We start from the raw sequence: 22537 nt of genomic DNA on the forward strand, positions 1-22537 counted from the left end.
TCATGAGCGATGAGCAGCGCCTGCGCATCGAGCGCCGTAGCGTGCTCGACCGCATCACCTCCAACGGCACCATCTCCGCCTGCGTGATGATCCTCGCCGCCGTCGCCGCGGTGATCTGCGCGAACACCGATGCGTACTATGCGCTGCACGAGTGGTTCGCCCTGCCGGTGTCGATCGGCATCGCCGGGTGGGAGTTCTCGTTCAGCTTCGAGCTGTTCGTCAACGACTTCCTCATGGCGATCTTCTTTTTGCTCGTCGGCACCGAGCTCAAATACGAGATGACCGTCGGAGAGCTCAGGCGCCCGCGCCAGGCCATGCTGCCGATGCTCGCTGCGGTGGGCGGCGTGATCGCGCCCGCCTGCATCTACGCGTTCGTGAACCGCGGGGGAGCGGTCTACGGCTGGGCCATCCCCATGGCGACCGATATCGCCTTCGCGCTCGGCGTGCTCTCGCTTCTGGGCAACCGCGTGCCCCCGGCGATCAAGGTGTTCTTCTCGACGCTCGCCATCGCCGACGACCTGCTGGCCATCGTGGCCATCGCCCTGTTCTACGGCCATGCCCCGAGCATGATGTGGCTCGGTGCCGCCGCGGTGGTGACCGCGCTGCTGGTCGTCCTCAACATCCGCAGGCACTTCCGCCTGGCGCCGTATCTGGCCCTCGGTCTCGTGCTGTGGTTCTGCCTGTACCAGTCCGGCGTCCACGCGACGCTCGCCGGCGTGATCCTGGCGTTCACCATCCCGGCGCGCTCCGACATCGATGCGGGCGGCCTGGTGGAATGGGTGCGCGCGAAGCTCCCCGAGCTCGACGACCGCTATGACGACGAGGCGCACATCCTCGGCCAGCACGACTTCACGCATGCGGTCAACGGCGTCGAGCGCGTGATGCACCGCGTGACGCCGCCGCTGCAGCGTCTGGAGCACGCCATCTCCACGCCGGTGAACTTCATCATCCTGCCGATTTTCGCGTTCGTGAACGCACAGGTCAGGCTGGTCGGCGTCGATCCCGCGACGCTTCTGTTCGACCCCGTCGCGCTCGGCGTGTACTTCGGCATGCTGCTGGGCAAGCCGATCGGCATCGTGGGCATGACCGCGCTGCTCGTCAAGACGAAGCTCGCCGAGCTCCCGACCGGCGTGCGCTGGCCGCATGTCGTCGGCGTCGGCATCCTGGGCGGCATCGGTTTCACCATGTCCATCCTGATCGCCGGCCTGGCGTTCACCGAGATCCCCGCGGAGCTGCTCGCCGCCAAGACGGCGATCCTGGCGGGATCGATCTCTGCGGCGCTTATCGGCCTGATCTACATGCATTTCGTGTGCCACAAGCGCGCGTAGGGGCCGTGGCGCGGTATCTATCCGCGATCGTGGTCAATTCACCCATCGAACCGGGAATGCCGGCTGCGTATAAACGGACAAACCCGCCCAGAGGAGCTCTCCGGGCGGGTTTGTCCGTTCGCCATGGGCATGAAGCGCCGGGTTCTTCGGTCGACGCGCCGCTCAGTCTTGCAAGAAGTGAAGGGACGCATCGCAATATATTGTCTCAGCCATGGACCGAACCCGGTTCGATGGGTGAATTGACCACGATCGCGAAATCATAGCGCGCGACGCGGCCTCGGCATGGGCGCGCCCCGCGTCAGCCCGCCAGCTGCCGGCGCACCTTTTCGACCTGCTCGATGGCGCGGTTGACCTGGTAGCGGGCATCGTCGATCTTTCCCTGGACGTACAGGTCCACAAAGGGGTTGTCCAAAAACAGGTCGGCCGCCAGCACTAGATTGCCCGTCTGGATGTTCACGCCCTGCAAGCCGTCGATATCGCGCAGCTCGTAGGCGAAGGTCGCGAGCGCGCTGCGGGCCGCGTCGAGCTCGTCTTGGGCGTCGGACATCTTGCCGCGCTTGATGAGCGATGAGATGAAGCCGCCCGCCAAGATGTCGAACGCGCCCCAGTTGCGCGCCGAGTGCAGCAGGTCGCGCGCGCGGTACAGGTGCTCGAGCGCGCGGTCCGCGGCCTCGATGGCCTCATCGATCTCTGTGCGCAGGTCTTTGTCCATGCGATACCTCCTCCAAGGTGAGCGTTCGGTTTCGGGGCCGCCCGTCTTACTCTACCGTGCCGTAGGTTCCGCCCCAGCCGTGGGCCGCGAGCGCCGAGTTCAGCTGGTCGCAGAGGCGCTGCCGATCGTAGGTGCCCGGAGGCAGCAGCGTCACGATCTCCATAAGGTCGGGCGCGAGGTCCAAGATCTCGGCCTGAACCACGAGGTCGAGCCGGTCGATGACCTGCCTTCCCGTGAACATGCCGTCCACGAGCCGCTGAAGCTCGCCGAACTCTTCCGCCTGGAACGATCCAAGTCGCATGTGTCCTCCTTGGGTACGGGTTGTCCGCTATAAATCTACCACGGTCGCAAATCGGGGCAGCATGTACAGGGTCGACACACATCGGAAACATCGCGTGCGTATACTAAGGCGCACGTGTACGACCGATCGCCTGTCCTGTTTTTGCATGGATGCAGGCTAGCGATTCACGCGAGGGAAGAGGGTCCCGGTATGCAGACAATGTATGAGCAGATGGATACTGCCGCGCTTGATGCCGCTTTGGCGGATCTGACCAGACAGGTTGACGAGGTCAAGGCCAAGGGGCTCAAGCTCGACATGGCGCGCGGCAAGCCGTCGCCGGCGCAGGTCGATATCTCCCGCCCGATGCTCGATCTGCTCTCGAGCGGCGCCGATCTCACCGACGAGGGCGTGGACTGCAGCAACTACGGCTGCTTCGAGGGCATCCCCTCGGCGCGTCGCCTTGCGGGCGAGTTCTTGGGCCTGCCGGCGGACCAGACCATCGTGCTGGGGTCTTCGAGCCTGAACATCATGCAGTCGGTGCTCATCCACTATTGGGAGAAGGGCGTGCCCGGGTACACCCCGTGGAGCAAGCTCGACCGCGTGAAGTGGCTGTGCCCCGCGCCCGGCTACGACCGCCACTTCGGCATCACGCAGGATCTCGGCATCGAGAACGTTCCGGTCCGCATGACCGAGACCGGCCCCGACATGGACGAGGTCGAGCGCCTGTGCGCCGCCGACGACTCCATCAAGGGCATGTTCTGCGTGCCCAAGTACTCCAATCCGACGGGCATCACCTACTCCGATGAGACGGTCCGCCGTCTGACGACCATGAAGGCCGCGCCGGACTTCCGCATCGTGTGGGACAACGCGTACGCGGTGCACGACTTCACCGATACGCCGGATGTGCTCGCGAACGTTTTCGACTTGGCGCGCGAGGCGGGAAACGAGGACCGCATCCTGGGCGTCGCGTCCACGTCGAAGATCACGTTCCCGGGTGCGGGCATCGCGTTTTTCGGCTCGTCGGCGGCCAACGTGGTCGAGGTCGCGAACACGCTGAAGGTCGGCCTCATCAGCGCCAACAAGCTCAACCAGCTCATGCACACGCGCTTCCTGCCCGACCTGGACGCCGTGCGCGCCCACATGCGCAGGCATGCGGAGTTCCTGCGCCCGCGCTTCGCCTGCGTCGAGGAGAAGCTCGAGGAGGGCCTTGCCGGCACCGGCTGCGGCACGTGGTCGCATCCGCACGGCGGCTACTTCGTGTCGTTTGACGGCCCGGAGGGCTCTGCCAAGCGCGTCGGCGCGCTGTGCGCCGAGATGGGCGTCAAGCTCACGCCGGCGGGCGCCACGTGGCCCGGCGGCAACGATCCGCACGATACGAACATCCGCATCGCCCCGACCTATCCGAGCGTCGAGGAGCTCTCCGAGGCGCTCGACGTGCTGGTGCTCGCGGTGAAGCTCGTTTCCGCCCAGCTTGCGCGCGAGGCCCGCGCGTAGCCAAACGGATTCCGCGGCACTTTTGGGACGGAGCCGCCTTTGCCCCTGTCGGCGCGGCGCCGACAGGGGCAAAGGCGCACGTGCGCGTATCGTGCAAATCGGGGGACGTACCTGTTGCGTGCATTTTTGCACGCAACAGGTACGTCCCCCGATTTGCACTGCCCGCTAGAGCTTTGATGGGCCCAAGGGCGGCCCGTCCCAAAAAGTGCCGCGGACCCGCTACAATAGACGGAATGCATGCCGCACATGCACAACCGACGGGAGTTGAGATATGGCCGACGAGTTTTTCGATGACGAGCAGGAGCTGATGGAGGCGGCGGGCGCCGCACCCCAAGATCCTGCCGCCTTGCCCGCGCAGCGCGGCCCGGCCCCATCTCGCGAGGCCGCCCGGGAGACCTCGGCGCCCCCGTTTTGGATGGTCGTCGCCATCGCAGCCATCGCGCTTCTGCTCGGCATGGTCATCGGCTATCTTATCGGCACGTCGACGGCCTTGAACGCCCTGGGGTCCTCCGGGGGCGCCGCCACCCAGCAGAGCAGCGACGCGATCGACTCCTCGGAGGTTCTGCCCGAGGGCCATCCCCAGCTGGACATTAACGAGGACGGCACGGCGTCTGTCGCCACGGGCGACGGGGCGTCGTCTGCCGGGTCGGCGCAGTAGGTAGCGAGCAGGAAGGCGACGTATGGCTTTTGATGCCCAACAGACGCGCCGCGCGCAGGCGATCGTCTTGGCGGTCGCGGCGGTCATCGTGGTCGCGATCGCGGCCGTGGTCTTCTCGGGTGCGCTGACCCCGGGCGCCGCGAACGGCACCGCGGATTCCACCTCCCAGGCAGCCGACGGCGCAACCGACGGCTCCTCGCAGGCCGCAGGACAGGCCGTCACCTCCGGCGAGCACGACATGACCCATGTCGACGCGAACTACGCCTCGGTCGTCGAGCAGCTGCAGGCGCAGTACGACAGCGACCCGAGCAACCCCTCGGCGCTGCTGCAGCTCGCCAACGGCTATTTCGACTGGGGCGTCGCCGCGCGCGACGTGGTGGCCACCGACGAGGACGACGCGCACGTCGTCGACCTGTTCAACCAGGCCATCGCGCGCTATGACGACTATCTCGAGCAGAATCCCGATTCGAAGTCGGTGGAAGTGGACCGGGCCATCTCGATCTTCTACACCGGCGACCGCGACCGTGCCATCGCGGAGCTCGAATCCTTCACCGCGGAAGATGGCAGCTTTGGCCCCGCATGGGCGAACCTCGGCATGTTCTACGAGACCGAGGGGCGCACCGACGAGGCGATAGCGGCCTACGAGCGCGCGATCGAGAGCGACTCGAGCGACGCGTACGGCGTGAAGGACTATGCCCAGCAGCACCTGGACGCGCTCAGCGCCTCGTAGCGGAGCGCGGCTGCGGCGGCGTGCACGTTGAACCGATGAGAACGTAAGGAGCACAATAATATGGAACTCGGAATCACGACGACCCCGACGCCAGAGCGCTACCTCGTGTCCGTTGCGGGCGAGGTCGACATCTCCAACGTGGGCGCCCTGCGCGACCATATCGACCTGGCGCTCGAGCAGCCCACCGCGAAGCTCACGCTCGATTTTACCAACGTGTCCTACATCGACTCCACGGGTATCGGCGTGCTCGTGGGCGCCGCTCACCATGCGGCGGAGCACGAGAAGGGCTTCGAGGTCATCAACGCCCAGCCCAACGTCATGCGCGTGGCGCAGCTTCTGGGCGTCGACAAGGAGATCGGCATCGTCGGGGCATAGCCTCGATGCCCTCGCGCATATCGCCGTGCGCATTTCGCGTACGCGATTCGTGCCGGCGATCCGCGCGGTATACTTCAGCAGTTGTATGAATCGTCTGCCCGTCGGGTGCGGTACCCGGCGGGCCCGCATGAGCAAACAGGAGGTTTTCCGTGCCTAGTATCGGCGGAACGGAACTGGTAATCATCTTGGTGTTTGCCTTCCTGCTTTTCGGTCCCGACAAACTCCCTCAGATGGGCCATACGATCGGCCGCGCGCTGCGTCAGTTCCGTCAGACGCAGGAGAAGCTGACGAACGTCGTCCAAACCGAGGTCGTCGACCCGATGGCCGCGGCCGCGAGCGCACCCAAGGCCAAGGCGGCCGAGCGGGCGGCGGTCGATGACGAGGATGCCGATCTCGACGCATCCGAGGGCGCCGAGGCGGCGCCCCAGCGCAAGGAGACCTTCGCCGAGCGCCGCGCGCGCCTGGCGGCCGAGAAGGCCGAGCGCGAGGCGGCAGCCGCCAACGAGGCGGGCGCCGAGCCGGCTGCGGCCGATGCGTCCGACGCCCCCGCCGCCGCAAAGGCCCCCGCGACCGAACAGGCAGACGCGAACGAGCCCGCCGAGGCGCCCGCGTCCGCCGAGGCCGAGGCCGAGGCCGAGCCGGCCGTGCAGACCACCGAGGACCTGTACGCCCGCCGTCCGCGCAAGCACCGCGCGTCGAAGGCCGCCCAGGCCGAGGATTCCACCGATTCCGTTGAGGGAGGCGAGCAGTAATGCCCATCGGACCCGCTCGCATGCCGCTGCTCGACCATCTGGGTGAGCTGCGGCGCCGTCTGACCATCGTCATCGTGTCCGTGCTCGTGGCGACCGTGGTCATGTATTTCGCCACGCCGGTTCTCGTCGACATCCTGCAGGAGCCGATCCTGCCGGCGCTGCCCGAGGGCATCGAGCCCGCCATCTACACGTCGCTCGGCGGCTTCGCCATCAAGTTCGGTCTGGCCATCAAGGCCGCCGCGGTCATGTGCACGCCGATGATCGTGTGGCAGATCCTCGCGTTCTTCCTGCCCGCGCTCAAGCCCAACGAGCGCAAGTGGGTGGTGCCCACGGTGCTTATGGCCACGCTGCTGTTCTTCATTGGCGCGATCTTCTGCTACTTCGTCATCGTGCCGGCCGGCTTCGAATGGCTGATCGGTGAGACGCTGTCCATCGCCAACATTGCCCCCAACCTCGAGGACTACATCAACATCGAGATCCTCCTCATGATCGGTTTCGGCGTGGCCTTCGAGCTTCCGCTCATCGTGTTCTACCTCGCCGTGTTCCACATCGTGCCGTACGCGACGTTCCGCTCCGCATGGCGCTACATCTACGTGATCATGCTCGTGGTGTCCGCCTCCGTGACGCCGGATGCGAGCCCGGTCACGCTGCTGTTCATGTACGCGGCGATGCTCGCGCTCTACGAGATCTCGCTGTTCGTGACGCGCATCGTCATCGTGGCGCGCGAGGGCAAGAAGGGCCTGACCGAACGGCGCATCAGCCTGTTCTCCGATGACGAGGACGACGAGTAGGTCTGCCCATGCATGAACTCGGCTTGGTTTCGGGAGTTCTTGACGTGGTGACGCGAACGGCGCGCGAGGCGGGTGCTTCGCGCGTCGTTTCTGTTTTGCTGCGCATCGGCGACATGGCGGAGGTGAACCCCGAATCGTTCGACTTCGCGTGGGACGTCTTGCGCGAAGACGATCCCCTGACTGCGGAGGCGACCGTCGAGGTCGAGTACGTGCACCCGCGCAGCGTGTGCAGCGCGTGCGGCGAGACGTTCGAGCATGACCGGTTCCATCTGCGCTGCCCCGCATGCGGAAGCCGCGAGACCCATCTGGTGGCCGGGCGCGAGATGGACATCGTCTCCATGGAGATTGAGGACGAGACGTAGGGCAAGATGGGGGCGTCTTGTCAAACCGAGGAGGAACGAATGGCGGAAAAGACGGTAGCTATCGGCAGCTCCATCCTGTCGCGCAACGAGCGGATCGCATCCGAGCTGCGCGAGCGGTTCGCGCGCACGGGCACCTATGTGGTGAACGTGCTGTCGAGTCCGGGCTCGGGTAAGAGCTCGACGATTCTCGCCACGAACGAGATCCTGCGCGACCGGTTCGGCTACCGCTGCGCTGTCATCGAGGGCGATATCGCGAGCGATGTGGACGCCATCAAGATGAAGGCCGCGGGCATGCCGGCCATCCAGATCAACACCGGCGGCCTGTGCCATCTCGAGGGCAACATGATCGGCCAGGCGATCGATGCGCTCGATGCCGGCGTGGGCCTCGATGCCATCGACGTCATCTTCATCGAGAACGTGGGCAACCTCGTGTGCCCCGTCGACTTCGACCTGGGCGAGAACCTCTCGATCATGATCCTGTCGGTGCCCGAGGGGGACGACAAGCCCATCAAGTATCCCGGCATCTTCCAGCACGCCGGGGCGCTGCTGCTCAACAAGATCGATGTCGCGCCCGCGTTCGACTTCGATATCGAGGGCTACCATCGCGTGCTCGACGACCTGAACCCCACAGCACCCCGGTTCTCGGTGAGCGCCACCAAGGGCGAGGGCATGGAAGCGTGGGCAACGTGGCTCGCGCATCAGATCGAGATGGCGCGAGCGTAGGCAAAACTCCTGCTCAGCGCATACGCAACCGATAGTTGCGGCAAAATTCCCACCAGACTTGCTGGCGCGCTATCGTGCGTTCTCGGTACGGTACAGCTGCCATCCCACCGAGGGAGGCGCCGGACGCCCAAAGCGTGCAAACATGGGTGCAAACATGGGGACGTACCTGTTTCGTGCACTGTTGCATGCATGGGCGGAATCGAATCGTCGACCGGGGAGGCGTATCGATATCGGTAGAATCTCGTATGGTCGCTAGGTCGACGGACGCGTGTCGTCGGCGAAGGGAGTTCACATGAACGTGCAGATCGCTCAGCGCTTGGCCGAGCTTCGGCGCGCCAAGGGCTACAGTCAAGAAGCGCTCGCCAACGAGCTGGGCCTGTCCCGTCAGGCTGTTTCCAAATGGGAGCGCGCGGAGAGCTCGCCGGATACGGAGAACCTGATCGCGCTCGCGCGCCTGTACGGCGTGGGCCTCGACGACCTGTTGAACGTGGACAAGGATGTCGAGGACGATGTCGCCTTCGAGAACGCCGAGCGCGCCGAAAAGACGGCGCGGGCCCAAGCGGAGCGGGAGGAGGCCCTGCGCGAGCAACGGGCCCATCAGGAGGCCATGGCGCAGGCTACCGCCGCGGCGACCCAGGCGAGCGAGGCGGCGGCCCGTGCCGCGAAGGCGGCCGCCGCGGCAAGCGAGCAGGCGGCGAGCGCGCGGACGTCCGCCGCTGCGGCCGCAGGAAGCCCGGCGGGCCCCGCATCCGATGCCCCGCGCCGCCGCGGCCCATGGCGCTCGTTTCCGTACAGCGTGGTCGCGACTGTCCTCTTCTTCGTGTTCTGCTTTGGCATCCATGCGTGGACGACCGCGTGGCTCGTGTTTCTGACCATCCCCATCTATCGTTGGATCGCCAATATCATGGACGATTCGCTCGAAAGGGGAGACGACGGCGCGGCGCCCGCGGCGCCGCAGGGCATCTCTTCCGATGAAGAGGGGAGGCGATAGCCATGTCGCGTCTTTCGCAGGGCGACAAGGTGAGGGTCGGCGTCGGCATCGCGGCGATCGCGCTCATCCTCATGATCGCCGCTTCGGGGTGGTCCGGGCTGTTCACGCGCTGGTTCCCCGTCATCCAGATCGGCGGCTTCTCGATCGGGTCGAAGCCCGTTTCGCTCGAGGCCCCCATCGACCGCTCCGAATCGTTTGCCGCCTCCGAGGTGGACGATCTCGATATCGATTGGAAGTGCGGCTCGATCAGGCTCGTTGCGGGGGATGGGGACCAGATTCGCGTCATCGAGCGCGTTGCCGCCGGCGACTACGAGATGGATCCGCGCAACGCCACCTTCACGCAGGAGGGCAAGACGCTCAAGATCGATGACGGCCTACCCGATAGCGGCGGCACGTATCCGCACATGGAGCTTGTCGTCGAGGTGCCCTGTGACGATGCGCTCATGTTCGGCAACGTCGACATCGAGAGCGTCAGTTCGACCATCGATGTCGAGCGCGTTGTCAGCGAGGATCTCTCGGTCGCAAGCGTGAGCTCCAACATCACGCTCGACGGCATCCGCGCGCAGGACGCGTCGATCGGCGGCGTCAGCGGCCCCGTAGAGGTTTCCGGAGAGGTTTATGAGGCGTTGGACGTCTCTACGATGAGCGGCGGGGTGTACCTGACGTTGACCGAGGGCGCGCCGAGCGAGATCTCGGTATCCACCGTCAGCGGCGCCATCGAGCTCGATGTGCCGGACGGGCTAGGGTTCACGCTTGCGGCCGACACGGTCTCGGGAGGACTGTCGACGCCCTTTGAGCTCAACACCGTCGATGAGGACGGCTCCTATGTCATCGGAGACGGCGCCTGCGACATCGACCTCGGTAGCGTGAGCGGACGAATCCACATCGCCTAATGCACGCACGGGGACGTACCTGTTCCATGCACTTATGCAAATCCGGGGACGTACCTTGCGCGTGCACTAATGCACGCAGGGGACACCCCTGACCCGCTATCGGGGACGGGAGCACACGGCTGATCGCCCAAGGCCTGCCATCTCGACGTGGCGGCATCAAGGATCTGCCATGTGCGCCTGTCCCCAATGGCGGGTCTTGGGTTCGCGCGCGGGCAAGGGGTGTCCCCGCGCGTGCACTAATGCACGCGCAAGGTACGTCCCCATGTTTGCGCTAATGCACGCGGAAGGTGCGTCCCCGCGCGTGCAGTACTTTGCGTGCGGGTGAATTATTCGCGCTTGCGGCTCACTTGTGGTACGTTGCGGTACACGACTTGACGCCCGCGGCCGTGCCCCGCGGGCACCATATATACGTAAGGAGCCGCTTTGAAGCTCGTCATCACCGAGAAGAACGACGCCGCCCAGCAGATCGCGCGCCTGCTGTGCAGCGTCGGCAAGCCCAAGGCCGACAAGGTCTACAACACGCCCGTCTACCGCTTTACGGTCGACGGCGAGGAGTGGGTCACCATCGGTCTGCGCGGCCACATCCTGGCCCCCGATTTCCCCACGGAGCTCAAATTCGACAAGAAGCTCGGCTGGTATGCGGTCTCCCAAGACGGCGAGATGCTTCCCGCGGACGTGCCCGACGGGCTCGCCCGCCCGCCGTACGAGTCCAAGCGCAAGCCCTTCCTCAAAGACGGCATCGACATCAAGGGCTGGAAGGTGCCGAGCCTGCCGTATCTCGTGTGGGCGCCCATCGAGAAGCTTCCCGCGGAGAAGGAGATCATCCGCGCGCTCAAGAACCTTGCCAAAAAGGCCGATTCCGTCGTGATCGGCACGGACTTCGACCGCGAGGGCGAGCTCATCGGTTCCGACGCGCTCGCCATGGTGCGCGACGTCGCCCCGGACGTGCCCGTATCGCGCGCCCGCTACTCCGCGTTCACCAAGGCCGAGATTGACCACGCCTTCAACAACCTCGTGGAACTCGACCAGAACCTGGCCGATGCGGGCGAGTCGCGCCAGTACATCGACCTCATCTGGGGCGCGGCGCTCACCCGCTACCTCACCATGGCCAAGTTCGGCGGTTTTGGCAACGTGCGCTCCGCCGGCCGTGTCCAGACGCCCACGCTCGCGCTCGTCGTGGAGCGCGAGCGCGAGCGGTTGGCGTTCAAGCCCGAGGACTACTGGGTCATCTCGGGCGAGGCGGCGCCGCAGGGCGCCGGCGAGGAGGACGCGTTCAAGATCGCGCACAGCGCCGGGCGCTTCACGGACGAGCAGGCGGCCGCGACGGCGTTTGCCCATGTCGAGGGCGCATCGACCGGCACGGTCACGAGCGTGGTGAAGAAGAGCCGCACCCAGCGCCCGCCGACCCCGTTCAACACCACCTCGCTGCAGGCGGCCGCCGCCGCGGAGGGCATCAGCCCGGCGCGCACCATGCGCATCGCCGAGTCGCTCTACATGGACGGCCTCATCTCGTATCCTCGCGTCGACAACACGGTCTACCCGCGCTCGCTCGACCTGCGCGCCACCGTGAAGGCCATCTCGGGCGTTCCGCAGTACGCGCCCGCGTGCCGCGAGCTGCTCTCGCGCGAGAAGCTCACCGCGACGCGTGGCAAGACCGAGACGACCGACCACCCGCCGATCTACCCCACGGCCGCGGCGGATCCCACCAAGCTCGAGCCCGCCCAGTGGAAGCTCTACAACCTCATCGCGCGCCGCTTTCTGGCCACGCTCTCCGACCCCGCGGTCATCGAGGGGACCAAGATCGAGATCGATGTCGCCGGTGAGCCGTTCCAGGCTTCGGGCGACGTGCTCAAGGTCGCCGGCTTCCGCGCCGTATACCCCTTCGGCCTCAAGAAGGACGAGCAGCTGCCCGCGCTCGAGCAGGGCGATACGGTCGACGTGCGCGACATGCAGCTCGAGGCCAAGCAGACCGAGCCCCCGGCGCGCTACAGCCAAGGCAAGCTCGTCCAGGAGATGGAGAAGCGCGGCCTGGGCACCAAGTCCACGCGCGCGAGTATCATCGAGCGCCTCTACCAGGTGAAATACTTCAAGGGTACGCCGAGCGGCCCCATCGAGCCGAGTCAGCTCGGCATGGCGATCATCGACGCGCTGCACGAGTTCGCGCCGCGCATCACCACGCCGGACATGACCAGCGAGCTCGAAGAGGACATGACGCATGTCGCCGAGGGCGCCGACACGCAGGACCAGGTGGTCTACCACTCGCGTGCGCTGCTCGCCGGCATGCTCGATGCGCTGATCGAGCACAAGGACGATCTGGGTGACGCCATCTCCGATGCGGTGACGGCCGACGCCAAGGTCGGCACGTGCCCCAAGTGCGGCAAGGACCTCGTCATGAAGACGAGCGCCAAGACCCGCGGCAGCTTCATCGGCTGCATGGGCTGGCCGGACTGCGACGTGACCTATCCGGTTCCCTCCGGCGTGCGCGTGAGCCCGCTCGAGGGCGAGGCGGCCGTGTGCCCCGAGTGCGGCGCCCCGCGCATCAAGTGCCAGCCGTTTAGGCAGAAGGCGTACGAGGTGTGCGTGAACCCTAAGTGCCCGACCAACTACGAGCCCGACCTCAAGGTGGGGGAGTGCTCGGTATGCGCCGCGGCCGGCCGTCATGGCGACCTGATCGCGCACAAGTCCGAGAAGAGCGGCAAGCGCTTCATCCGCTGCACGAACTACGAGGAGTGCGGCGTGTCCTATCCGCTTCCCGGGCGCGGCAAGCTCGAGGCGACCGGCGAGGTGTGCGAGCACTGCGGGGCCCCGATCGTGGTCGTGCAGACCGCGCGCGGCCCGTGGCGCATCTGCGTGAACATGGATTGCCCGAGCAAGGAGAAGAAGGCCGCATCGGGTCGCGGCCGCAAGGGTGCCTCGTCGAGCACGAAGAAGACGACCGCCAAGAAGTCGGCCTCGACCAAGAAGTCATCTTCCAAGAAGTAGCCTGCCGGATTCACGGTTGGATTCACGGTACGCCATAGGCACGTTTTCCACTCGAAAACGTGCCTATGGCGTACTCTCGGTGAAGCCGCGTGCCTATGGCGTACCGTCGATGTGCCGACCATCGGGCGCGGCGCCTCTCAACTTCTTGCCGTTTGGGGCGCATGGGTGGCCATTCGCCGATTACGTTTCTCTGCGCGGGCGCACGCCTACGGGTTTGAGCTGCGCGGTAAGAAGCATGTCAATCCCCGTTTGAGACCGGTAAGGCATCTTGCTGATACGGTTTCTCCGCAAAGGGGGTGTTGCAGATGGGCGAGAGGAAGCAAGCGTGCGCCGACCGTCTGCTGGATGAGGCGGAGCACGCGTATCGGCTCGCGTTCGCTTCGTCGCATACTGAGGTCATGGCATTGAAGCGCAGGCGAGATGCTGGTCGGGTGGTTGAGCCGGCGAAAGGCTATTTCGCACGAAGCGACGTGTACAAGAGCCTCTCGAAACGCGCCCAAGCGATGTATCTCATCCGTGCCGTGGCTCAAAAGCATCCTACGTGGATCTTCGCATCCTTTTCTGCTGCCCTTGTCTATGGGCTTCAGGTTTCTCACCGGTACCTGGACACGGTGCACATCGTCGTCGGATCTCATGAACGTAAATACAAGCCTGGCGGGTTTATCACCTGCCATCAGATGGGGGATGTCGAGCCTATGGTCGTGGCGGGCATCCGGGTGACATCACTCTTCCAGACGCTGCTCGACTGTGCCTGTTCCGCAAGCTTTCGCTACGGTCTTGCTGTGGTCGATTCCGCTGTGCATTGGAACCTGACGACGGTTTCGGAGCTCAAGGTGTATTTCGACAGTTGCGGTAAGAGGAAGCGTGGGATTGCGACGGCACGCAAGGTGCTGCAATGGGTCGACGGCAAAAGCGAGAACGGCGGGGAGTCCGTCGCCCGCGCCGTCATGATCGAACTCGGCTTCGTGGTTCCCGAACTGCAGCGCGAGGTTGTCGATCCCATGGATTCGACTCAGGTAAAGCGCGTTGACTACTATTGGCTTCTGTCCGACGGAACCGAGGTTATGGCGGAATTGGATGGAAAGGGAAAATACAAAGGGACGGGCGATGTCGCGAAGGATATCGAGGCGGCGATCGAGAACTTTTCCGATGAGCGCTTGCGCGAATCGCACCTCAACCTCACGAGGGCTCTCGTCGTCCGCTTTTCATTTGCCCAGGCGATTGACGAGGATTACATGCGCCGCTTGTTGACCTGTGCAGGGATACCGCTCCGCGAGACGTCGTAAGCGGACAATCGACGGTACGCTATAGGCACGCCGGCCTGTTCACGGTACGCTATAGGCACGTTTTGCACTCGAAACCGTGCCTATAGCGTACTCTCGATGAGGCCGCGTGCCTATGGCGTACCGTCGATTCAGGTCATGCTGCGGAACGCGTAGTTTGGGAAGCGCTGATCAATTCATTCCGCGCCGGTTGCCCCCGTGGCGGGCGCCTACGCGCTCAGACTGCGTCGCCGCAGCGCCACTGTGCCTTCCTCGTCCTCACCCGCATCCGTCTCGCCACGGGGCCGATCGCCTCGAAGGCAATTGATCAGTGCCGCCCAGGGGTCCTGGGGTATGATGACGGGGTGCAACTGAAGGGAGATCGAATGCCGTTTATCACGCTTGAAGGAATCGACGGCTGCGGTAAGTCGACGCAGGCGCGCCTGGTCGCCGCGGCGCTCAAACATGCCGGCCATGAGGTCGTGAGCCTGCGCGAGCCGGGCGGCGTGGCCATCTCCGAGAAGATACGCGCGCTTCTGCTCGACCCCGAGAACAAGGCGATGTGCGATACCTGCGAGCTGTTGCTCTACGAGGCGGCGCGCGCCCAGCTCGTGCACGAGATCGTGCGCCCCGCGCTCGCCGAGGGCAAGGTGGTCGTATGCGACCGGTTCTTCGACTCCACGTCGGCCTACCAGGCGTTCGCGGGCACGGTCGCCCGTGAAGACGCCGACGTCGCGAACGCGCTGGCGGTCGGTGACTGCGTGCCCGACCTCACGCTCGTGTTCGATATCGACCCCGCCGCCGCGGCATCGCGTCGCGAGCAGCGCGACGACGCCCCGGACCGCATGGAGGCCAAGGGCCTGGAGTACCAGCAGCGGGTCGCCGACGGATTCCGCACGATCTCGCGCGAGCATCCCGAGCGCGTGCGCCTCGTCGACGCGACCCAGCCCATCGATGCCGTGTTCGCCTGCGTGCTGGCGGAGCTCGCCGGCGTGGGCCTCGCCGTCTCCGCCGACGATGCGCGCTCGGCGCTGTCGGCGCTGATGGCGCCCGCGGAGTAGCGATGTCCGCATCGGCGAACAACAGCCTGCTGGCGCAGCTCGACACGCAGCCGCGCGTGCGGGATTTCCTGGAACGCGCCGTCCGGACCGACCGCGCGAGCCACGCGTACCTGTTCGTGGGGGCGCCCGGATCCGGCAAGCTCGACGCGGCCTGGGCGCTCGCGCAGGCGCTGCTGTGCGAGCAGGGCGGCTGCGGCGCGTGCGACAGCTGCATCCGCGTCGCGCGCAAGACCCATCCGGACGTGCATCTCTATGAGCCGGAAAGCGCCACGGGATACCTGATCGCCCAGATCCGCGACCTGCTCGAGGACGTGGCGCTCGCGCCCATCCGCGCCCCGCGCAAGGTCTATATCGTCGACCGCGCCGAGCAGCTGCGCGCCAATTCGGCAAACGCGCTGCTCAAGACGCTTGAGGAGCCGCCGGAGAACACGACGTTCATCCTGCTCGGCACCTCGACCGACGTCATGCTGCCCACGATCGTGTCGCGCTGCCAGTGTGTGCCGTTCCGCATGCTGTCGACCGATGAGTCGACGGATGCCGTCGCGCGCGCGACCGGCCTGCCCGAGCCGCGCTGCCGCATGGCGGTGGCCGTGGCGGGAAGCCCCGCGCGCGCCGCGGCGTTTCTCAAGAGCGCCGAGCGCCAGGAGGCCCGCCGCCAGATGCTGCGGGCGGTCGATGCGCTCCCGCGCGCCGACGAGGCGGACATCCTGCTTGCGGCCAAAGACCTTATGGTCGCCATCCACGCGCCGCTCGCCGACGTCAAATCCACGCAGCAGGCGGTGCTGGAGCAAAATGCGGACTACCTCTCTCGTGGAGCCTTGAAGCAGCTCGAGGAGAGGAACAAGCGCGAGCTTTCCGCGCGCGAGCGTTCGGGTATCATGGAGGCGCTGGCAAGCGTGCGCACCCTGCTGCGCGACGTGCTGATGCTTCTCGAGGGCGCGCCGGACGGCGTCGTCAACGACGACGTGCGCGACATCGTCGAGCGCCTCGCCGCGTCCACCACGACCGCCGGCGCTATCGCCGCGCTCGAGGCGGTCGGCCGCGCCGAGAAGCGCATCGCTCGCAACATTACCCCCCAGCTGACCGTCGAGGTCATGCTCTTCGATATCAGAAAGGCGCTTGTATGCCTGTAGTTGTTCCCGTCAAGTTCCCCTTCGCGTCGCGCGATCTGTGGTTCGACCCGCACGGGCTCGATATCGTGCAGGGCGATTACGCCATCTGCTCGACTGAGCGCGGCACGGAGTTCGGCATGGTGACCGCCGATCCGCGCGAGGTCGCCGAGAAGGACCTGTCCGCCCCGCTCAAGCCCGTGCTCGGCATCGCGAGCGACGCCGATTGCGACCGCGCCGACGAGCTTGCGCGTCGCGGCGAGGCCGCCATGGCCGACTTTCGCGAGCTTGTGGAGAAGAACCAGCTCGATATGAAGCCCGTGGGCGTCGAGTTCCTCTTCGGCGGCGAGAAGGTCGTCTTCTACTTCGCCGCCGAGGACCGCGTCGACTTCCGCCAGCTCGTCAAGGACCTGTCGAGCCGGTTCCGCATGCGGGTCGACATGCGCCAGATCGGCGTGCGCGACGAGACGCGCCTGGTGGGCGGCTATGCGCATTGCGGCCAGGAGCTGTGCTGCACGCGCTTCGGCGGCCAGTTCGAGCCGGTGTCGATCCGCATGGCGAAAGAGCAGGACCTGCCGCTCAACTCCTCCAAGATCTCGGGCGTGTGCGGCCGTCTGATGTGCTGCTTGCGCTACGAGTTCGAGGCCTACAAGGACTTCAAGGGCCGCGCGCCCAAGAAAAAGGCGATCATCGAGACCCCGCTCGGCCGCGCGCGCATCCAGGAGTACGACACGCCGAAGGAGCAGCTGGTCTTGCGGCTCGAGAGCGGCAAGGTGTTCCGCGTGAACCTGGCCGACATGACGTGCTCCGACGAATGCGTCAAGCGCAGCAAGGAGCAGGGGTGCGCCTGTCGTCCCGACACCGTGACGCGCGACATTCTCGACAAGATCGAGTCGCCCGAGATCAAGCTCGCCCTGATGGAGCTTGACCGCGAGATGGGCGTCGATGTGGGCGACGGTCTGGACAGCTCCGACCGCATCGCGGCCTCGAGCCCGACCCCGCGGCGCAAAAAGCAGCGCGAGGCCGAGGCTGCCGCTGCGGGCCAGGGTTCCGGCAGGTCCTCGCGCGGGCGCGGCAAGGGCAAGGCGGAAGCGGACGCGTCGGACGCCTCCTCTTCCCAGCGCCGTCGTCGCCGTCGCTCGCAAGCCGCCGACGGCACCGCTCCCGAGGCTCCCACACAGCGCGAGGCTTCCGCGCAGCAGCCCGCAGGCGCCGCGCCTTCGCGCCGTCGCCGCCGCCACTTAAGCGCCGAGGACCGCAACGAGGCGTTCCGCAACGCTGCCGCCCGCGCCCAGGAGCAGGAGCGCGCGACCGAGGGCAAGGCCGCCCCGTCAGATCAGGCGGCTCCCGGTCGTTCGCGCCGTCGCCGCCATAAGTCCGCGGCCGAGGGCGCACGCCCCGAGGCCCCTCGCCAGCAGCAGTCGAAGCCCGACGTGCCCTCGGTGGCGGAGCAGGTGGCCTCCGGCGAGGTGAAGGTCTCGCGCCGTCGTCCCGGAGACGGCGGGGGAGCTGCGGCGAAGAGCACGCAGGCCCCCGACGCCGCGCGTCGCGATCAGGCGGAGGCCGGAGACGCAGCGGCAACGCAGAAGCGCCGCCGCAGGAGGCGTTCGCGCAAGCCGCGTTCAGGCGGCGAGGGAGATTCCCCGCAGCAGTAACCCGATGAGATGACGGCGCCCCGGCAGACGGGGTGCCGTTTTTTCATAGGGGCGGCGCCGATACCGCGTGCACCTGGCGCGCCCTGCGCAAAGAATGCGCCGCGCTCGCGCATGCGGGGCGCGGCGCGGGGTATAGTCTCAGCATTTCAGGCGAGGGCGGTAAGGGGGTGGCCCATGTCCAGGCAGGTTCTCGCGACGCTGCTCGAGCAGGCGCGCGATGCCGCGCTCGAGATTCTCTCTCCCACGCGCTGCGCGGGGTGCGAGCGGCCGGGCGCGCTCGTCTGCGAGCGGTGCCTGCACGAGCTGAGGCTCATCGACCCATCGCTCAGCTGCACCCGCTGCGGGGCTCCCTTCGGCAGCCTGGTATGCACCGAATGCGCCCCGCTGCAAGAGGGGGCGGCCCCACCGATCGTGCGGGCTCCCGAGCGCGTGCTCGCCATGGCGGAGTTCACCGAACCGCTTGCCCGGATGATCCGCGCCTACAAGGATGCGGGGGAGCGGCGCCTGGCCCCGCTGTTTGCCGAGATGCTGCTGGATACCGCCGAGCACGCCGAGGCGGTGGTGCCCGAACGCTACGGGGGCATCCTCTCGGATGCCGACGCCGTCTCGTTCGTGCCCGCGACGGCCTCGGCCTTTCGGCGGCGCGGCTTCGACCACATGGAGCTGCCCGCGCGCCATCTGTGCGAGCTCGCGGGCAAACCGCTGCTCGACGCGCTGGCAAAGCACGGCGCGTCCGACCAGCGCGCGCTGGGGCGCGAGGGCCGGCGCCGGGAGGCGCTCGGCGCCTACGAGGTCGTGGCCGACGTCGCGGGCATGCGCGTGCTGCTGATCGACGACGTCGTCACCACGGGCGCCACCGTCGCCGCGGCAGCCGATGCGCTCATCGACGCCGGCGCGCGCCATGTCGATGCGCTCTCCCTCGCGCGCGTCGTGGGCGGTTCGTAGGGGATACCGAGTGCAAATCGGGGGACGTACCTTCCGCGTGCACTAGTGCACGCGGAAGGTACGTCCCCCGATTTGCACTCCCGAGAAGGGCGAAGGGGTCCGCTCTGTGTCATCGGCACCTCCGTCCCCCTCCTAGGGGAAGGCACGAGCCGATCGGCGTTTCCCATGATGAACAGTGCGTCAATTTTGCGTTGAAGCGGTCGCAAGCTGGTATACTGCGCATCGTTCCCACCAGGCTGTGGTTGCGGATGAGCGCGGCGACCTGCCGAAACGCTCTTCCTAGTCCAAGGCAGACGCGGCCAAAGGGATCCACGTAAGCGACCGCGTGCGCGCGGCGCGATCATGGCGCGTCCTAGAGGTAAGCCGCACCGTCCGTTCTACATGCCAGGGGCGAAACGCGCCCCGCGGGCGAGCGGGCTAGTCGTGATGTCCGCTGCGGCGGACTGAGCAAACGTCCCGGTGCGCAGGTGTGGGGTCAAAGACCAGGTCAGCTGGGGGAACAAACTGCAGCAAGCGCGCGGGAGGCGTGTTCGGCTCCCGCGCTGCTCATACGGATGGATGGTGACGGTCGAGATGGGTTGCGCTGGGATGGGGCGAACGGGTCGAGCTGTTGCGACGGCGCTTGCGTTGGCCGCCGCCATAGGTTCGTGCGGATGCTCGTTGCTTATCCCCTCGCGTGCGGACGTGGTGCGCGAGGAGGTCGCACCTGCGCTCGGGTCGGGCGACCTGGTGCAGGAGGGCGTGCTGACCGTCGCGTTCGACACGGCGAGCGCCCCCGAGGGAATCACCGATGCCGACGGCACCGTGACCGGCTACTATGCCGACGTGGCCGCCGCACTTGCGCATCGCCTGGGCCTCAAGGTCTCCTTTGTGGACGCCACCAGCTCGTCTCAGGTACTCGAATCGGGCCAAGCGGACATCTATCTCGGCGCCTCGACATCCGACGAGGACGAATCGATCGCCGTGTTCGGCGACTGCCTGGAAGACTCCTCGGCGCTGTTCGCCAAAACCGACGAGGGCCAGACGCTGAGCGTCGACGACCTGGCGTCCATGACCGTTGGCGTGCAGGGCTCCTCCGCCGCCCAGGATTCCCTGAACAAGGCGGGAGTCGTCGGCCAGCAGAGCACCTATATGAACGTGAACGAGTGCTTCGAGGCGTTGAGCTCCGGCGAGGTCGACTGCGTGGCGTGCGACGCGACGAGCGGCGGCTACCTTGCGCGTGCCTACGAGGGCGTCTCGTTCGCGGGCACGCTCGATGCGGTGAACGTGCTGGGCATCGCGGCGAGCGAGGGCAGCTCCACCCTGATCGACGAGGTGAACGGCGCGCTTGAGGACATGGCGGACGACGGCACGCTCGACGCCATCCACGCCACCTGGTTCGGGACGCTGCCCGTGTCGCTTTCCGACCACATGCTCACGGGCATCACGGTCGAGTCCACCGGTCCCGACGATGCGACCGGCGACGGCGGGGACACCGGCATCATGCTGCTCGACGGCGTCGACATCAACGAGCTCGGCGCATAAGGCGGCGCATCAGGGTCGGACGGCTTCGCATAACCTAATATCGGTCCCGCGAGACGCTCGTATCGGTGTTCGGCGGCGTCAAATTCGCCAACGGGCGAGTTTCATTTGCCGTTTTTCTACCAAATTTTGTGGGTACAACACAGATACGTCCTGTTCCCGGATAGAAAAGGAGCCACGTATGGATATCAAGGTTTCTGGGCGGAAGACCACAGTTACCGATGCTCTGCGTGCGCGCGTAGAAGAGAAGGTCGGCGAGGCGTGCAAGGTGTTCGACATAGAACCCATGACCGTCGACGTCGTCCTGCGTTATGAGAAGAACCCCTCAAATCCCACCCCTGCCATCGTCGAGGTCACGGTTCGCGCCCGCGGCTCGGTCATCCGCGTCGCCGAGCACGGCACCGATATGTACTCGGCCATCGACATCGCGTCCGACAAGGTCACCCGTCAGCTGCGCAAGTTCAAGACCAAGGTCGTGGACAACCGTCAGCAGGGCCCGTCGGCGGCGGACGTCGCGCCCGTCAAGCCCGTCGAGGATCTGGCGGACCTGCTGATTCCCGAGGAGGAGGACGACCAGCTCGTCCGCGAGAAGATCATCGACATCACGCCGATGACCGAGGAGCAGGCCCTCGTCCAGACCGATCTGCTCGGACATGACTTCTATGTGTTCGAAAACGCCACCACGGGTCTGATCAATGTGGTCTATCACCGTAAGAATGGTGGATACGGCATCATCAAGCCCAAGATCGAGGACCCCGACGAGTAGAATGCTCTCAAGCATGACGTTTTCGGATGGCGGCCATCCCATGCGGGGTGGCCGCTTTTTTGATACGCGAAAGGGTTTCTATGAACAGCACCTCAGCGGGTTCCGGTCACGCGCAGCGCGCGCGGATCGTCGTCGACACCTGCGCCGACCTGACGCCGCAGATCGCGGCGTCGCTCGATGTCGACATCCTGGGCTTCCCCTATATCCTGGACGGGGAGGAGTACACCGACGACATCTGGACCTCGATCACGCCCAAGGAGTTCTACGACAAGCTGCGCTCGGGCGTGAAGGCGTCCACGTCGGCGGTGTCGCTCGGCCGCTACCTCGAGTTTTTCACCGAGTGCGCCAAAGAGGGCACGCCGACGGTCTACCTGTGCTTCACCTCGGCGCTCTCGAGCAGCTACAACTCGGCGCTGTCCGCGGCCGATCAGGTGCGCGAGCAGTACCCCGACTTCGAGCTCTACGTGGTGGACAACGCGCTGCCCTGCGCATGCGGCGAGCTGCTGGCGCTCGAGGCGGTGCGCCAGCGCGCCGCCGGCCTTTCCGCCAAGCAGATCGCTTCGTGGGCGGACGAGGCCAAGACCTACGTGCACGGCTACTTCACGCTCGACAGCCTGGATTCGCTGGCTGCGGGAGGCCGCATCCCGCCGGCGGCTGCCCAGCTGTCCTCCAAGCTCGACATCAAGCCCGAGCTCTCCTTCGACCTGTCCGGCTCGCTGTCGCTGATCGGCGTCAACCGCGGCCGCAAGAAGGCGCTCAAGTCGCTCATCAAGTCGTTCAAGGAAAACTACGTGCTCGACCCCTCGCTGCCCATCACGATCGTGTCGGCCGATGCGGAAAAGGACGCCGACTGGGTCGAGGCCGCGGTGCGCAAGGAGGAGGGCTGCTCCGACATCACGATCATCCGCGGGGCGGTCGGCCCCACCATCGGCGCGCATGTGGGCCCGGGCATGGTCGCCTTGATTTTCTGGGGGCGCGACCGCGCCGAGAAGATCTCGCTCACCGACCGTATCGCCAAGAAGGTGCGCGGCGCGGACGCATAGCGCATCTCGGCTGCGACCTCGTGCCGGATGCGGGATGGCCTGGCCGGCATGCCACCGAGGCCCGTGTTTCTCGCGTGAGACGTGCGCGAGGGGGCGGGTTGTGG

At 66.2% G+C, this 22537-nt stretch carries 22 protein-coding genes; 20 read left to right on the plus strand and 2 right to left on the minus strand.

The features are described 5' to 3' along the window. The first annotated feature begins 2 nt into the window (after positions 1 to 2). Positions 3 to 1328 (plus strand): Na+/H+ antiporter NhaA, encoded by a 1326-nt coding sequence (gene nhaA, locus B5F74_RS04185; protein WP_239283352.1) that lies wholly within the window; start codon positions 3 to 5, stop codon positions 1326 to 1328. Between the two features lie 298 nt (positions 1329 to 1626). On the opposite strand, the gene B5F74_RS04190 is transcribed toward nhaA, so the two are convergent. Together B5F74_RS04190 and B5F74_RS04195 are read right to left on the minus strand one after the other, a co-directional pair. Continuing rightward, positions 1627 to 2040 (minus strand): hypothetical protein, encoded by a 414-nt coding sequence (locus B5F74_RS04190; protein ID WP_087200267.1) that lies wholly within the window; start codon positions 2038 to 2040, stop codon positions 1627 to 1629. Positions 2041 to 2086: 46 nt separating this feature from the next. After that, on the minus strand, positions 2087 to 2341 hold the full coding sequence (locus B5F74_RS04195) for a hypothetical protein (protein WP_066828745.1): 255 nt from the start codon (positions 2339 to 2341) through the stop codon (positions 2087 to 2089). A gap of 189 nt (positions 2342 to 2530) precedes the next feature. On the opposite strand from B5F74_RS04195, the gene B5F74_RS04200 reads away from it, so the two are divergent. The 19 genes from B5F74_RS04200 to B5F74_RS04290 all read left to right on the plus strand — a co-directional run bounded on the left by B5F74_RS04200 (position 2531) and on the right by B5F74_RS04290 (position 22433). Continuing rightward, positions 2531 to 3814 (plus strand): aminotransferase class I/II-fold pyridoxal phosphate-dependent enzyme, encoded by a 1284-nt coding sequence (locus B5F74_RS04200; protein WP_087200268.1) that lies wholly within the window; start codon positions 2531 to 2533, stop codon positions 3812 to 3814. Positions 3815 to 4085: 271 nt separating this feature from the next. Beyond that, on the plus strand, positions 4086 to 4472 hold the full coding sequence (locus B5F74_RS04205; RefSeq protein WP_087200270.1) for a hypothetical protein: 387 nt from the start codon (positions 4086 to 4088) through the stop codon (positions 4470 to 4472). A gap of 22 nt (positions 4473 to 4494) precedes the next feature. After that, positions 4495 to 5202: a tetratricopeptide repeat protein gene (locus B5F74_RS04210; protein WP_087200272.1), complete on the plus strand. Its 708-nt coding sequence runs from the start codon at positions 4495 to 4497 to the stop codon at positions 5200 to 5202. A gap of 60 nt (positions 5203 to 5262) precedes the next feature. Then, complete coding sequence (locus B5F74_RS04215; RefSeq protein WP_087200274.1) at positions 5263 to 5577, plus strand: STAS domain-containing protein; 315 nt, start codon at positions 5263 to 5265, stop codon at positions 5575 to 5577. A 149-nt stretch (positions 5578 to 5726) separates the two neighbouring features. Further along, positions 5727 to 6329 carry a twin-arginine translocase TatA/TatE family subunit gene (locus B5F74_RS04220; RefSeq protein WP_087200276.1) on the plus strand — a complete coding sequence of 201 codons (603 nt, stop codon included), beginning with the start codon at positions 5727 to 5729 and terminating at the stop codon, positions 6327 to 6329. Beyond that, the gene (gene tatC, locus B5F74_RS04225; RefSeq protein WP_204212440.1) at positions 6329 to 7120 is read left to right on the plus strand and encodes a twin-arginine translocase subunit TatC; all 792 of its coding nucleotides are present in this window, start codon (positions 6329 to 6331) and stop codon (positions 7118 to 7120) included. Before B5F74_RS04220 ends, tatC begins: the two co-directional genes overlap by 1 nt. Positions 7121 to 7128: 8 nt before the next feature. Beyond that, the gene (locus B5F74_RS04230) at positions 7129 to 7482 is read left to right on the plus strand and encodes a hydrogenase maturation nickel metallochaperone HypA (RefSeq protein ID WP_087200278.1); all 354 of its coding nucleotides are present in this window, start codon (positions 7129 to 7131) and stop codon (positions 7480 to 7482) included. Positions 7483 to 7521: 39 nt separating this feature from the next. After that, positions 7522 to 8205: a hydrogenase nickel incorporation protein HypB gene (gene hypB, locus B5F74_RS04235; RefSeq protein WP_087200279.1), complete on the plus strand. Its 684-nt coding sequence runs from the start codon at positions 7522 to 7524 to the stop codon at positions 8203 to 8205. Positions 8206 to 8497: 292 nt separating this feature from the next. Further along, positions 8498 to 9196: a helix-turn-helix transcriptional regulator gene (locus B5F74_RS04240; RefSeq protein WP_087200281.1), complete on the plus strand. Its 699-nt coding sequence runs from the start codon at positions 8498 to 8500 to the stop codon at positions 9194 to 9196. Positions 9197 to 9198: 2 nt separating this feature from the next. Beyond that, positions 9199 to 10089: a DUF4097 family beta strand repeat-containing protein gene (locus tag B5F74_RS04245; protein WP_087200282.1), complete on the plus strand. Its 891-nt coding sequence runs from the start codon at positions 9199 to 9201 to the stop codon at positions 10087 to 10089. A 423-nt stretch (positions 10090 to 10512) separates the two neighbouring features. Then, positions 10513 to 13071 carry a DNA topoisomerase I gene (locus B5F74_RS04250; protein WP_087200284.1) on the plus strand — a complete coding sequence of 853 codons (2559 nt, stop codon included), beginning with the start codon at positions 10513 to 10515 and terminating at the stop codon, positions 13069 to 13071. 305 nt (positions 13072 to 13376) lie between these two features. Next, positions 13377 to 14357, plus strand: coding sequence for a hypothetical protein (locus B5F74_RS04255; protein ID WP_087200286.1), 981 nt, complete (start codon positions 13377 to 13379; stop codon positions 14355 to 14357). Between the two features lie 362 nt (positions 14358 to 14719). Next, positions 14720 to 15394, plus strand: coding sequence for a dTMP kinase (tmk, locus tag B5F74_RS04260; protein ID WP_087200288.1), 675 nt, complete (start codon positions 14720 to 14722; stop codon positions 15392 to 15394). A 2-nt stretch (positions 15395 to 15396) separates the two neighbouring features. Continuing rightward, positions 15397 to 16527, plus strand: a complete 1131-nt coding sequence (gene holB / locus B5F74_RS04265; RefSeq protein ID WP_087200290.1) for a DNA polymerase III subunit delta' — start codon at positions 15397 to 15399, stop codon at positions 16525 to 16527. After that, a complete protein-coding gene (gene ricT / locus B5F74_RS04270) occupies positions 16518 to 18158 on the plus strand; it encodes a regulatory iron-sulfur-containing complex subunit RicT (RefSeq protein WP_087200292.1) in 1641 nt (546 codons plus the stop codon). The genes holB and ricT overlap by 10 nt, the downstream gene beginning before the upstream one ends. 174 nt (positions 18159 to 18332) lie before the next feature. After that, a complete protein-coding gene (locus tag B5F74_RS04275) occupies positions 18333 to 19103 on the plus strand; it encodes a phosphoribosyltransferase family protein (RefSeq protein WP_087200294.1) in 771 nt (256 codons plus the stop codon). Positions 19104 to 19691: 588 nt separating this feature from the next. Next, positions 19692 to 20627, plus strand: coding sequence for an ABC transporter substrate-binding protein (locus B5F74_RS04280; RefSeq protein WP_158095690.1), 936 nt, complete (start codon positions 19692 to 19694; stop codon positions 20625 to 20627). Between the two features lie 178 nt (positions 20628 to 20805). Then, on the plus strand, positions 20806 to 21390 hold the full coding sequence (gene raiA, locus B5F74_RS04285; RefSeq protein WP_087200298.1) for a ribosome-associated translation inhibitor RaiA: 585 nt from the start codon (positions 20806 to 20808) through the stop codon (positions 21388 to 21390). 80 nt (positions 21391 to 21470) lie between these two features. Beyond that, positions 21471 to 22433 (plus strand): DegV family protein, encoded by a 963-nt coding sequence (locus B5F74_RS04290; protein ID WP_066828673.1) that lies wholly within the window; start codon positions 21471 to 21473, stop codon positions 22431 to 22433. Positions 22434 to 22537 lie beyond the last annotated feature (104 nt).

The organism is Collinsella sp. An271 (assembly GCF_002159695.1).
GTDB lineage: Bacteria > Actinomycetota > Coriobacteriia > Coriobacteriales > Coriobacteriaceae > Collinsella > Collinsella ihumii.

Bases quoted from the DNA above. Each gene is read 5' to 3' on its own strand.
- B5F74_RS04280 (WP_158095690.1), top strand. From the start codon at position 19,692: ATGGGGCGAACGGGTCGAGCTGTTGCGACGGCGCTTGCGTTGGCCGCC.
- B5F74_RS04245 (WP_087200282.1), top strand. From the start codon at position 9,199: ATGTCGCGTCTTTCGCAGGGCGACAAGGTGAGGGTCGGCGTCGGCATC.
- B5F74_RS04230 (WP_087200278.1), top strand. From the start codon at position 7,129: ATGCATGAACTCGGCTTGGTTTCGGGAGTTCTTGACGTGGTGACGCGA.
- B5F74_RS04190 (WP_087200267.1), bottom strand. From the start codon at position 2,040: ATGGACAAAGACCTGCGCACAGAGATCGATGAGGCCATCGAGGCCGCG.
- B5F74_RS04195 (WP_066828745.1), bottom strand. From the start codon at position 2,341: ATGCGACTTGGATCGTTCCAGGCGGAAGAGTTCGGCGAGCTTCAGCGG.
- B5F74_RS04205 (WP_087200270.1), top strand. From the start codon at position 4,086: ATGGCCGACGAGTTTTTCGATGACGAGCAGGAGCTGATGGAGGCGGCG.
- B5F74_RS04240 (WP_087200281.1), top strand. From the start codon at position 8,498: ATGAACGTGCAGATCGCTCAGCGCTTGGCCGAGCTTCGGCGCGCCAAG.
- B5F74_RS04290 (WP_066828673.1), top strand. From the start codon at position 21,471: ATGAACAGCACCTCAGCGGGTTCCGGTCACGCGCAGCGCGCGCGGATC.
- tatC (WP_204212440.1), top strand. From the start codon at position 6,329: ATGCCCATCGGACCCGCTCGCATGCCGCTGCTCGACCATCTGGGTGAG.
- B5F74_RS04200 (WP_087200268.1), top strand. From the start codon at position 2,531: ATGCAGACAATGTATGAGCAGATGGATACTGCCGCGCTTGATGCCGCT.
- raiA (WP_087200298.1), top strand. From the start codon at position 20,806: ATGGATATCAAGGTTTCTGGGCGGAAGACCACAGTTACCGATGCTCTG.
- hypB (WP_087200279.1), top strand. From the start codon at position 7,522: ATGGCGGAAAAGACGGTAGCTATCGGCAGCTCCATCCTGTCGCGCAAC.
- ricT (WP_087200292.1), top strand. From the start codon at position 16,518: ATGCCTGTAGTTGTTCCCGTCAAGTTCCCCTTCGCGTCGCGCGATCTG.
- nhaA (WP_239283352.1), top strand. From the start codon at position 3: ATGAGCGATGAGCAGCGCCTGCGCATCGAGCGCCGTAGCGTGCTCGAC.
- B5F74_RS04255 (WP_087200286.1), top strand. From the start codon at position 13,377: ATGGGCGAGAGGAAGCAAGCGTGCGCCGACCGTCTGCTGGATGAGGCG.
- B5F74_RS04215 (WP_087200274.1), top strand. From the start codon at position 5,263: ATGGAACTCGGAATCACGACGACCCCGACGCCAGAGCGCTACCTCGTG.
- holB (WP_087200290.1), top strand. From the start codon at position 15,397: ATGTCCGCATCGGCGAACAACAGCCTGCTGGCGCAGCTCGACACGCAG.
- tmk (WP_087200288.1), top strand. From the start codon at position 14,720: ATGCCGTTTATCACGCTTGAAGGAATCGACGGCTGCGGTAAGTCGACG.
- B5F74_RS04210 (WP_087200272.1), top strand. From the start codon at position 4,495: ATGGCTTTTGATGCCCAACAGACGCGCCGCGCGCAGGCGATCGTCTTG.
- B5F74_RS04275 (WP_087200294.1), top strand. From the start codon at position 18,333: ATGTCCAGGCAGGTTCTCGCGACGCTGCTCGAGCAGGCGCGCGATGCC.